7 protein-coding genes are annotated in these 12358 nt (G+C 64.6%); 6 read left to right on the top strand and 1 reads right to left on the bottom strand.

Annotation, left to right across the window (positions count from 1 at the left end; all coding sequences use genetic code 11):
- The first annotated feature begins 186 nt into the window (after positions 1–186).
- From NKI64_RS22615 to NKI64_RS22600, 4 genes are all read left to right on the top strand, one after another.
- Positions 187–4176, top strand: a complete 3990-nt coding sequence (locus tag NKI64_RS22615) for a peptidoglycan-binding protein (RefSeq protein WP_352670069.1) — start codon at positions 187–189, stop codon at positions 4174–4176.
- 193 nt (positions 4177–4369) lie between these two features.
- Entirely contained in the window at positions 4370–5293 is a 924-nt protein-coding gene (locus NKI64_RS22610; protein ID WP_023669608.1) for a sulfite exporter TauE/SafE family protein, read from the top strand.
- A complete protein-coding gene (locus NKI64_RS22605; RefSeq protein ID WP_023669607.1) occupies positions 5293–6084 on the top strand; it encodes a TIGR02186 family protein in 792 nt (263 codons plus the stop codon). The genes NKI64_RS22610 and NKI64_RS22605 overlap by 1 nt, the downstream gene beginning before the upstream one ends.
- 176 nt (positions 6085–6260) lie before the next feature.
- Positions 6261–7517, top strand: a complete 1257-nt coding sequence (locus NKI64_RS22600) for an Hsp70 family protein (protein ID WP_023669606.1) — start codon at positions 6261–6263, stop codon at positions 7515–7517.
- 4 nt (positions 7518–7521) lie between these two features.
- Here NKI64_RS22600 and NKI64_RS22595 read toward each other — a convergent pair whose 3' ends face one another.
- The gene (locus NKI64_RS22595) at positions 7522–8421 is read right to left on the bottom strand and encodes a LysR substrate-binding domain-containing protein (protein ID WP_023699495.1); all 900 of its coding nucleotides are present in this window, start codon (positions 8419–8421) and stop codon (positions 7522–7524) included.
- Between the two features lie 278 nt (positions 8422–8699).
- Here NKI64_RS22595 and NKI64_RS22590 point away from each other — a divergent pair, with 278 nt between their 5' ends.
- Both NKI64_RS22590 and NKI64_RS22585 read left to right on the top strand, forming a co-directional pair.
- A complete protein-coding gene (locus NKI64_RS22590) occupies positions 8700–11630 on the top strand; it encodes a molybdopterin oxidoreductase family protein (protein ID WP_352670064.1) in 2931 nt (976 codons plus the stop codon).
- Positions 11627–12355, top strand: coding sequence for a 4Fe-4S dicluster domain-containing protein (locus NKI64_RS22585; RefSeq protein WP_023688707.1), 729 nt, complete (start codon positions 11627–11629; stop codon positions 12353–12355). The genes NKI64_RS22590 and NKI64_RS22585 overlap by 4 nt, the downstream gene beginning before the upstream one ends.
- The last annotated feature ends 3 nt before the right edge of the window (positions 12356–12358 follow it).

Below are 12358 nucleotides of genomic sequence, written 5' to 3'. Positions count from 1 at the left end.
GGGTGAAATGTGCGGATGTCGGTCACCCGTGTTTATCCTGTAGCGAATTTTTCACGGTTTTTCGGAGAGCGGGCCTGGCCCGGGAAGCTCGTCTTCCGCCGCAGCAGTGCCGCGCGGCCGCCTTCGTTCCCGACAAGGACTTGGGAAACTGGCAGCAAGCCAGCCATTCTGAAAACGGACGCATCGATGAACAGCAAGCGGTCCTATCTCGATACACTCAACGCCGGCAGGCCGCGCAGGCCGAACACCACGCTTGATGAATTGAACCGCTCGCTGGAAACGCTGGAGCAGCGGCTGGAGCGCAAGCGCGAGGACGCCGCCGAGCGCTTCGATCCGCGCCGTCCGCCGGCAGAGCCGCGCTACGCAAGCGCCCAGCCCTACGCCCCGCCGCGCTGGTACGAGGACCCGCAGCCCACGCCGCGGCCGAAAGGCGCCGGGCCGGCCGGCTTCGACCAGAACTATCAGGCGATCGCGCGCGACATCGACCGCGTGCGCGGCCAGGAAGACAGCGTCGCCGTGGTCGGCAAGATCGCCGGCGAATTGCGCGGCCTGCGCGAGGAACTGCGCCATCAGATGACGGCCGGCCTGCAGCGCGAATTCGCCGCGTTGCGCAAGGACATCGAACGGGCCTTCCAGGCGAGCAACCAATCGGGTGGTCAGGCAGGCGGCTTGCCCGGCAAGGGCAGCGCCGAACTCGGCGTCGAATTCGAGCGGCTGTCCGGCGCCATCCAGACGCTGGCCGAGAAGAGCGACGACCGAAGCGTCAACATGCTGCGGCTCGAGCTCGAGCAGGTAAAGACGGCGCTCGACACATTGGCGCGCGAGGAAAGCGTGCTGAAGGTCGACCGCCGCTGGGACGATTTCGACCGCCGCTGGAGCGCGTTCGAGGACCGTGTCGACGCCGACCAGCGCAACCGCGCCGACGGCCCCGGATTTTCGGCCCTGACCGACCGGCTCGAACAGATCAGCAATGCCGTCCACAATCTGCCGGAATCGCTGTCGCTGCGCTCGATGGAAGAAAAGGTCCGCACGCTTGCCGGCGCCGTCGATCATTTCGTCAGCCAGCAGAGCAACCGCGGCGGCGACACGCTTGGCCTGATCGACGAACGGCTCGACGAGATTTCGCGCGCCATCGTAGCCTCGACCGTCGCCGCACAGGCCAATTCCTTCGACCCCGAACCTTTTGAACGCATCGAGAAGCGGATCGCCTCGCTGGCGCAGCAGATCGAGGAAGTCGTGCAGGTTCGTCCGAGCGGCGAGGTTCTCGACCGTCTCAGCACGCTGTCGAACAGGGTCGACGAGCTTGCCGGCCGCGCCAATCTGCCGGAACAGGCGATGGAGCGCCTCGGCAAGCAGATCGCGATGATCGCCGACAAGATCGACCGCGCCCCGGCCATGCCCGACGCCGACTATATCTTCCAGGGTCTGGAACAGCGCTTCGACGTGCTGTCGGGCATGATGGAACGTCGGCAGGGCGATGCCATCGAACAGGGCAACATGCTGTTTCGCGATCTCGAGCGGCGGCTGGACGAGGTTGCCGACCGGCTGGACCAGCGCCAGCCGCAGGCTGACAGCGCCGGCATCATGGACGCCATCGACGCACGCTTCACCGCGCTCGCCCAACGCATGGAGACGCGCATTCCCGATCCTGCCAACGAGGCGGCGATCCGCGGCCTGGAAAGCCGGCTCGAAGACATTTCAAGCCGGCTGGAATCGTCGGCCGCGCAGGTCGCCGGCATCGATCCGGCACTGATCCGCAGCCTTGAGGCGCAGGTCTCCAGCCTATCGGCGCATCTGTCGAAGCCCGGCACGCCGCTGCCGGAATTCGAGGACATCAGCCCGCGCCTCAACGAAATCGAGAAGTCGCTGGCCGGAACCCGCGAATCCATCATGGGCGCGGCACGCGAAGCAGCCGAGAGCGCCGTGCGCTCGCTGGCAGATTCCAACGCCAACACCGCGGCCGTTACCGGCCTTGCTCAGGATCTGAAGACGCTGGAAGCGCTGACGCGCCGTTCGGACGAGCGCAATTCACGGACATTCGAGGCTATCCACGACACGTTGCTCAAGATCGTCGATCGTCTGGGCTCGCTGGAGACCAGCGAACCGGCCGAGGCGGTGAGCGAGCTTCTGGATGCCCAGGCCGAGCCGGCGCGGCGGGCCCGCGCTGCACGCGCCTCCAAGATTTCGGTGCAGGACGCGCCGTCGATGGATATCGACCAGCCGCTGCCGCTGACCGGAGACATGGCCGATCTCGACGGCCGCGCCGCCGCCATCATGCGCAGCGAGCCGGATATGCGCGCCGACCCGGGTACGCGTAGCGACCCGGTCATGGGCAGCGAACCCGTACGGCGCTCGCCAGCCGAGGCTGCCGCGGCCGCTGCCCAGGCAGCGCTCGGTTCCGACAGGATTGCCGAGAAAGGCGAAGCCACGGCCAAGAAGTCGCTGTTCGGTGGATTTGCGCGCGCCTTCAGGGGCAAGAAGCCGGCTGACATGCCGCCGCTTGCCGGCTCGGGGCCCAATGTCGACCTGCCGAGCGTCGATCTCGACGAGCCGCTCGATCCGAAGCTCGCCAACCGGCCGTTGGAGCCGGGCTCCGGCGCGCCCGACCTCAACGCCATCATGAAGCGCGTGCGCGACGAACGTGGCCCACCGGTGCGCCAAAACTCCGGCGATGCGTCGAAATCCGACTTCATTGCCGCGGCCAGGCGCGCGGCGCAGGCCGCGGCCGCCGAGGCCGACGCGTTGAAACGCCAGTCTACCATGAAGGGCCCGGTCAAGGCGCTTCGTATCGGCGACCTGCTCAAGGCGCGGCGCAAGCCGATCCTGATGGGAGCGGTCGCGATCATGCTGGCGCTTGCCGGCCTCCAGTTGGGCAAGGCCTTCTTCGCCGACCCGGTCGAGGTCGCAAGCAACGATACAGCGCCGATCGTCGCCTCGCAGCCGGTCGAGACTGCCTCGGTCAACGCTGCCAGCCAACCCAAGGCAGAACAGCAGGTGGCCGTTCAGGACGTGCCGGCCCGGATCGTCAGGCAGGCGGAGCCCACGGAACCGCCAGCTGGCAACGATGCGCCAATGAATGCGGCCTCGGTCGCTGGGCCCGAAGTGCCGGCGGTGGAGCCCGCGCCAGCGCCGATGGCTTTGGCCGATCCGGCCCCCGCGCCAAATGCAATGCTGCCGACCACCGCCACTGCGGAACCGGCGGCTGCCGACGCGCAGCCTGCGGCCGCCGTCATGGCGCCCTCGGCCTCGGATACGACGGCCTCGGATACTACCGGCGCCGTTCCGCCGGCTGATGCCGCGGTAGCACCTGTCGTGGCCAAGATAGACGTTCCGGCCGATGCCGGCCCGCAAGCCTTGCGCGACGCGGCTGCCGGCGGTGACGCCAAGGCGCTGTTCGAGCTCGGTTCGCGCTATGCTGAATCGCGCGGCGTCAAGGAAGACATGGCGGCAGCGGCCAAATGGTACGAAAGGTCGGCCGAGCTCGGCTTCGCACCGGCGGAATACCGCATCGGCAATTTCTACGAGAAGGGCATCGGCGTCACGCGCGACGTCAAGAAGGCAAAGACCTTCTACCAGCTCGCCGCCGCGCAGGGTAATGCCAGCGCCATGCACAATCTGGCCGTTCTGTTTGCCATGGCCGCCGACGGCGTGACCGACAATGAATCGGCCGCGCACTGGTTTCAGGCGGCGGCCGATGTCGGCGTCAAGGACAGCCAGTTCAATCTCGGCATCCTGGCGGCAAAGGGCGTCGGCATGAAGCAGAGCCTGGAGGAATCCTACAAATGGTTCGCGCTCGTCGCCAAGACCGGCGACAAGGATGCGGCTGCAAAGCGCGACGAAGTCGCCACTGCGCTGCGCCCCGAACAGCTGGAGCGGGCGCGCGCCGCCACGGAACTGTGGAAGCCGAAGCCGCTCGACCCGGCGTCCAACTCGGCCGACATTCCTGAATCCTGGCAGGAAGGCACGCCGCAGACCACCGCCAGCGTCGACATGAAGAAGGCGGTCAAGAACATCCAGCTCATCCTCAACAAGAACGGCTACGATGCCGGCGGCGCCGATGGCGTGATGGGCGGCAAGACCAAGACCGCAATCATGGCTTTCCAGACCGACAACAAGATGCAGGCGACCGGCGAAATCGACGAAAAGCTGGTGAAGGCGCTGCTGGCGCACAAATAACGGCAGATGCGTCGCTAACGCGACGCCCTTGCCATACATTTGCCTGTTAACTGCTTGAGATGTTTTTTGTTTCGGTAGGGCGACGGGGTTTGATCCCACTGCCCCGGCGGTGCAAGAAAGAATTGGCTTTTCGGTGCGACAATGCCCTGGAATGGCTGCAATCGCCGACAGGCAAACTGATCGAGACTGACGGGTGGGCATCTATCTCCCGATCGCGGAAATTTCCGTCAACGTCTTCGTGCTGCTGGCAATGGGCGCGGCGGTGGGTTTCCTGTCGGGCATGTTCGGGGTCGGTGGCGGCTTTCTGATCACGCCGCTCTTGATCTTCTACAACATCCCGCCGGCAATCGCCGTTGCTACCGGTGCCAACCAGGTTATCGCCTCCTCCTTCTCCGGCGCGCTGTCGCACATGAAGCGCGGCACGCTCGACTTCAAGCTCGGCGGGGTGCTGCTGGCCGGCGGCATCGTAGGCTCGACCGGCGGTATCTTCGTCTTTGCCTTCCTGCGTCGGCTCGGCCAGCTCGATTTGTTTATCTCACTGCTTTACGTCGTGCTGCTTGGCACCGTCGGCGGGCTGATGCTGGTCGAGAGCGTCAATGCGCTGCGCGCGACGCGCAGCGGTGCGGCGCCGGTCTTGAAGAAATCCGGCCAGCACAACTGGATCCACCGGCTGCCGCTGAAGATGCGCTTCAGGGCCTCGAAGCTGTTCGTCAGCGTCATTCCGGTGCTGGGGCTCGGCGCCGGCATCGGCTTCCTGTCGTCGATCATGGGTGTCGGTGGTGGCTTCATCATGGTGCCGGCGCTGATCTACCTCCTGAAAGTGCCGACCAACGTCGTCATCGGCACCTCGCTGTTCCAGATCATTTTCACGTCGGCCTACACCACGCTGGTCCACGCCACCACCAACCAGACGGTCGACGTCATGCTTGCCTTCCTGCTGATGGCGGGCGGCGTTGCCGGCGCGCAATATGGCGCCAAGGCAGGACAGAAGCTGCGCGGCGAACAGCTCAGGGCACTGCTGGCGCTGCTGGTGCTGGCGGTTGCCATCCGGCTTGCCATCGATCTCTTCGTCACGCCGCCAAACCTCTATTCGCTGACCGCCGCGGGCCTGAACTGATGCCGCGGTGGGGGATTTTTTCGGCCGCCGTTTTGCTTTTCGCCCTCGCTCTGCCGGCGGCAGCGCAATCGCCGAACCCCTTGCCGGAAGGCATCCAGATCGGTCTCTCCACCGACGCGGTGTCGATCACCGCCGGCTTTTCCGGCGCCGACCTGACCATTTTCGGTTCGCTGGAAAATCCCGACCCGCTGGTCGCGCGACAGGGGCGCTACGACGTCATCGTCGTGCTCGAAGGCCCGCCGCGGCCGGTGGTGGTGCGCCGCAAGGACCGGGTGCTCGGCGTCTGGGTCAATCTGGAATCCGAGACCTTCGAGAACGTGCCGGTATCCTACTCCGTCGCCACGACGCGGCCGCTGCAGGACATCACCGAACCCAACAGCTACAAGCAGCTGTCGCTCGGCGCCTCCAACCTTTACATGCAGCCGGCCGAGGTAACCGACAGTCCGGCGACGATCGAGGAATTCACCGTGGCGCTGCGCGAGCGCAAGGCGGCGACCGGCCTCTATAGCGAGAATGTCGGCGGCGTGCAGTTCTTGTCGCAGAACCTGTTTCGCGCCACGGTGCGGCTGGCGCCCAACGTCCCGGTTGGAACCCATAAAGCCCGCGCGTTCCTGTTCAAGAGCGGTCTGTTCCTCAAGGAAAGCTCGGCCCAGCTCGAAATCCGCAAATCGGGCTTCGAACAGTCGATCTTCCGCGTCGCGCATGATTACTCGTTTCTCTACGGCGTCTTCTCCGTGTCGCTGGCCATGATCACCGGCTGGCTGGGCAGGCTGATTTTCCGCAGGGATTGACGCGCAGGACCCATTTCCGGGGAAAAGGGGTTCCCCTTTTCTCAGTCTTGCGATAGACCGCCGCCTCCCAACCCTCGGGTAACACGCACAATCATTCGGCAGAGCGGTCAGGCCTCTGGACGGCGCGCGTCTTGCGGACGCCTGCCACAGCGACGACCCAATGACAGGAGGCTGCAATGCACCAGGCATTTGGCGGCATCGATTTCGGCACGTCCAATTCTACGGTGGGCGTGATCCGCAACGGCCAGGCACGGCTGGTGGCGCTGGAAGGTGAACAGCCGACATTGCCAAGCGCGGTTTTCTTCAACTTCGAGGACGGTCACACCTATTTCGGCCGCCGCGCCATTGCCGACTACACCGATGCCATCGAAGGCCGGCTGATGCGGTCGCTGAAGAGCGTGCTCGGCAGTTCGCTGGCGCATGAGAAGACGCGGATCAAGGCCCGGCAGATCGGTTTCATCGACATTGTCGGCATGTTCGTCGGCCATTTGAAGAAGCGGCTTGAGGAAGATGCCGGCGCTCCGGTGGAGAACGTTGTGCTCGGCCGGCCGGTGCAATTTGTCGACGACGATGTGGAAGCCGATGCCAAGGCGCAAAGCGAGCTTGAAAAAGCGGCGCGCGCGCAAGGCTTCAAGCACATCGCCTTCCAGTTCGAACCGATTGCGGCAGCACTCGACTATGAGCAGGACGTGAAGCGCGAGGAACTGGCGTTGATCGTCGACATGGGCGGCGGCACGTCCGACTTCTCGATCGTGCGCGTTTCGCCGCAACGCGCCCGCTCACGCGACCGCAAGGACGACATCCTCGCCAACCGAGGCATTCATATTGGCGGCACCGATTTCGACCGGCTGCTCAGCATCGCCCATGTCATGCCCAAGCTCGGCTATCTCTCGCCCACAAAAGACGGCAAGCGCAACCTGCCGGCGAGCTATTTCATTGATCTCGCGACGTGGCAGCGCATCAACCTCGTCTATACTGCCAAGGCGATGACGCATCTGAGGCAAATCCGCTTCGAGGCCGTCCGCGCCGACCTTGTCGACCGCTTCATCCATATTGTCGAGCACCGTTACGGCCATGCGCTGGCCGGCCTCGTCGAACGAGCCAAGATCGCGCTGACGGATCAGGCTTCGGCCGATGTAACGGTGGCGCTGCCTGGCGCGCATTTCGCCGCCGAGATCTCGCGGACCGGCCTGGAAGAGACCATCGCCGCCGACATCGAGCGGGTGTCCGCTACGGTGCGGCAGACGATTGCCGATGCCGGCATAACGGCCTCTGCGATCACCGCCGTATTCCTCACCGGCGGTTCGACCGCGATCCCGCTGGCACGGCGTGAAATCCTGTCGCTGGTGCCGCAAGCCGCCGTTATCGAGGGCGACATGTTCGGCTCGGTCGGCCTTGGCCTGGCGCTGGATGCGCAGCGGAAGTTCGCCTGATCGCTTACGCCGGATTGCTGACGGCTTCAGCGCCGAGATGCGCCTTGAGCGCCATCTGGGCCAGGCTTGCCTGGCGGTCACGATGGGTGATCATGGCGAAGTCACGCTTCGGCAGTTCGAGCGGCACCGACCGGAGACTGCCCTCGGCGACGGCGCGTCCGACGACGAGGTCCGAGATGATGGTGGCACCGGCGCCGGCCTCGACCGCCTGGCGAACCGCCTCGTTGCTCGGCAGCACCAGAAATATCTGCAGGTCGCCAAGCGATATACCCTCGCGGCGGGCCAGGTCCTCCAGCACCTCGCGCGTGCCCGAACCACCCTCACGGATGATCCAGCGCAGCCCTCTGATATCCGGGCGGCCCGGCGCGATCTCGGCGATTTCGGGATGCGAGGCGGCGACGACCAGCATCAACCTGTCGACGTCGACCTTGGTGCGGCGGAGGATGTCTGACTCGGTGCGCCCCTCGACCAGACCGAGATCGGCGGTGCCGTCGAGCACATTGGCCTCGACCTGCCTGGTGTTGCCGATGCTGACGCTTAAGCGCACCGCCGGGTAGGCTTCATGGAAAGAGGCCAGCCTGCGCGGCAGCCAGTAGCTGGCGATGGTCAGGCTGGCGGCGATCGACAGGCTGCCGGCGACCGTCTGCGAGACATGCTCCAGCACATTTCGGGCGGCGGCGGCGCGTTCCAGCACCGCCTTGGCCTCGGGCAGGAAACGGTGGCCGGTCTGAGCCAGCTCGATGTTGCGGCCGACACGGTTGAACAGATGAACGCCATGCTGCTCTTCCAAAGCGCGGATGGCCGCCGACGCCGCCGACTGGGAGATGCCCAAAAGCTCCGCCGCCTTGGTCATATGGCCGCGTTCGGCAACGGCAACGAAAATGCGCAACTGGTCCAGCGTCATGTGTGCATTAAGAACCAATTCCGATCGAATTTACAAGAACAACTGATTAGACGGATCGATAGCTTTATTCTACTTTTTCAGTCGAAGTTAGAAAAAATTCGCCAACAAATCGCGGCCAACAAAATGATCGGGCGGTTCAGATCCCTTTTTGCGCATTGGACCCGTGGCCTCAGGCGGCGGCTGGCCGGCGATCGATATCATCCTGAAGAACACTATATGCGTGGCCCCGGACCGAAGACGCGGGCCAAATTCGCAGGTAGCAAAAGCACGCCGGCATCATGAATCCAGCTGCGCCGCGCGGGGCCAATTCCGCACCGTCGCAACGGCCGCTTCCCAATACACGCGCGCCTGATGAAGGCGACGGTGTCGACACCTCGCCAACCGTTTCCGACAGCATCGCCAAGACCACCTGCTATATGTGCGCCTGCCGCTGCGGCATCGACGTCCACATCAAGGACGGCAAGGTGCGCTACATCAACGGCAACAAGGACCATCCGGTCAACCGCGGCGTAATCTGCGGCAAGGGCAGCTCCGGCATCATGCAGCATTACAGCCCGGCGCGGCTGAAGAAGCCGCTGTTGCGCAGCGGCCTGCGGGGCTCGGGTGAATTCCGCGAGATCGAGTGGGAGGAAGCGTTTTCGATTGCGACCGAGCGGCTATCGAATATCCGCCGAACCGATCCGAAAAAGCTCGCCTTCTTCACCGGGCGCGACCAGTCGCAGTCGCTGACCGGCTGGTGGGCGAGCCAGTTCGGCACGCCGAACTTCGCCGCCCATGGCGGCTTCTGCTCGGTCAACATGGCGGCCGGCGGGCTCTACACGATCGGTGGCTCGTTCTGGGAGTTCGGCGAGCCGGACTGGGACAATACGAAATACTTCATGCTGTTCGGCGTCGCCGAGGACCATGATTCCAACCCGATCAAGATCGGCTTGGGTAAACTCAAGGCGCGCGGCGCCAAGGTGGTGTCGATCAACCCGTGCCGCACGGGCTACAACGCGATTGCCGACGACTGGATCGGGATCCGGCCCGGCACCGACGGCCTCTTCGTCTTCGCCCTCATCCACGAACTGCTCAAGGCGGGCCGCGTCGATCTCGATTATCTGCTCCGCTACACCAACGCCCATGTGCTGGTCATCCAGGAGCCGGGTGCGGCGGACGACGGGCTGTTCCTGCGCGACAGCGACAACAATCTTCTCGCGTGGGACAGAGTGGCGAAGACAACCGTCAACGCAGCCGATGCGGATGCGAAGCCGGCGTTGACCGGCAGCTTCACGTTCGCCGGCCGCCGCTGCGTGCCGGTGTTTCGGCTTATCGCCGACCGCTACATGGACGACAGCTACGCACCCGATGCGGTCGCGGCACGATGCGGCATTCCGGCCGACACCATCCGCCGGATCGCTGCCGAACTCGCCCACGTCGCCTTCGAACAGACGATCGAACTGCCGGTTGCGTGGACCGACTGGGCCGGACGGCGGCACGAGACGATCAAGGGACGGCCGGTGTCGATGCATGCCATGCGCGGCATCTCGGCCCACTCCAACGGCTTTCACTCCTGCCGTGCCATCCACCTGCTGCAGGTGCTGCTCGGCACGGTGGACGTGCCCGGCGGCTTCCGTTTCAAGCCCCCCTACCCGCGCTCGGCGCCCCCGGGACCGAAGCCGGCCGGCAAGGTGGTCAGGCCGATGACGCCGCTCGACGGCATGCCGCTCGGCTTCGTCTGCGGGCCGGACGATCTCCTGGTCGACGAGGCCGGCACGCCTTTGCGCATCGACAAGGCTTATTCCTGGGATGCGCCGCTCGCCGCGCATGGGCTGATGCATACGGTCATCCGCAATGCGTGGGCCGGTGACCCGTACCCAATCGACACGCTGATGATGTACATGTCGAACATGGCGTGGAATTCCTCGATGAACACCGTCGAGACCATTGCCATGCTCACCGACCATGACGAAGCGGGTAACTACAAGATCCCCTTCATCATCTATTCCGACGCCTATTATTCCGAGACGGTGCCGTTCGCCGACCTGGTGTTGCCCGACACCACCTATCTCGAACGTCACGACTGCATCAGTCTGCTCGACCGGCCGATCAGCCATGCCGACGGGCCGGGCGACGCGATCCGCCATCCGGTGGTCGAACCGGACCGAGATGTCAGGCCGTTCCAATCGGTGCTGATCGAACTTGGCGCTCGGCTTGGCCTGCCCGGCTTCGTCGAGGACGATGGCTCGGCCAGATATGCCGACTATGCCGACTACATCGTCAATCACGAACGCACGCCGGGCATCGGCCCGCTGGCCGGCTGGCGCGGCAAGGACGGCACTTCCGTCGGCAAGGGCGAAGTCAATCCCGACCAGTTGCAGCGCTACATCGGCAATGGCGGCTTCTGGCACCAGGATTTTGCTGAGGACCAGCGCTATTACAAGATGGCCAACCGCTCCTATCTCGACTTCGCAGAGCAGATGGGGTTCATCCCCAAGGCCGAGCCGATCGTGTTCCAGCTCTATTGCGAACCGATGCAGCGCTTTCGCCTCGCCGCGCGCGGTCATGGTCGCGTCCAGCCGCCCGAGAGCGAACGCCGGCGCATCGAGACCTATATGGATCCGCTGCCGTTCTGGTTTACCCCGTTCGAAGAGGCCGCCGTCGATCCGCAGAAATATCCGCTGCATGCGCTGACGCAGCGGCCGATGCACATGTATCATTCCTGGGGTTCGCAGAACGCGTGGCTGCGGCAAATCACCAGTCAGAACCGCCTGTTCGTGCACCGCAAGACCGCGGCGGGCCTCGGCCTTTTCGACGACGACTGGGTGTGGATCGAAAGCATCAATGGCCGGGTGAAGGGGCAGATCAAGCTGGTCGACGGGGTCAATGCGGATACGGTCTGGACATGGAACGCCATCGGCAAAAGGCGCGGCAGCTGGGGGCTTAAGGACAACGCCGCCGAGAGCAATCGCGGCTTCCTGCTCAACCACATTATCGGCGACCAGACATCGGCTGACGCGAAAGGCAAACGCTATTCGAATTCCGATCCGGTGACCGGCCAGGCGGCGTGGTTCGACCTCAGGGTACGCATCGTCAAATGCTCTGATGAGGAAGCCGGCTTCACCGAACCGCAATTCGAGCGTTTCAGCCAGCCGCCAAATGTCGAGCCTTCGCCCGACATCCTTCGCTTCGGCGCCGAGTTCCGCGTCAATAGGGAAGCCGTGGAATGACCTGCCTTCCCGCCCATACAGACAAGAAGCTTGGCCTGGTCATCGACCTCGACACCTGCGTCGGCTGCCAGGCCTGCGTCACCGCCTGCAAGGAGTGGAACACCGGCGGCCACATGGCGCCACTGACCGACATCGACCCCTATGGCGGCCATGTCGACGGCGTCTGGTTCAACCGCGTGCACAGCTACGAGCACACGACCGAGGCGGGCGGGCGCACGGTCAACTTTCCGCGCTCCTGCCTGCATTGCGAGACGCCTGCCTGCGTCACTGTCTGCCCGACCGGCGCGTCCTACAAGCGGGCGTCGGACGGCATCGTGCTGATCGACGAAAGCAAATGCATCGGCTGCAAACTGTGCAGCTGGGCGTGCCCCTATGGCGCGCGCGAATTCGACACCGATGTCGGCGTGATGAAGAAATGCACGCTTTGCGTCGATCGCATCTACAATGACAATCTGGCCGAGGAAGACCGCGTGCCGGCCTGCGTTGCCGCCTGCCCGACCAGCGCCCGGCATTTCGGCGATCTCGGCGATCCCTCGTCGGCTGTCTCGCAACTGGTGGCGGAGCGTGGCGGCGTCGACCTGATGCCGGAGATGGGCTACAAACCGACCAACAAATATCTGCCGCCGCGCGCCCAGCGCGCCGCATGGGTGCCGGCGCCAAGGCTCGAGCCAGTCACGGCCGAAGGCGGTTTTCTCGGCTGGATCGACCGCATGCTTTCGAACTGACCA

The organism is Mesorhizobium sp. M0478 (assembly GCF_040321305.1).
GTDB lineage: Bacteria > Pseudomonadota > Alphaproteobacteria > Rhizobiales > Rhizobiaceae > Mesorhizobium.
The sequence above is the reverse complement of the archived record's forward strand: the minus strand, read 5'-3'. Positions and strand labels throughout refer to the sequence as shown.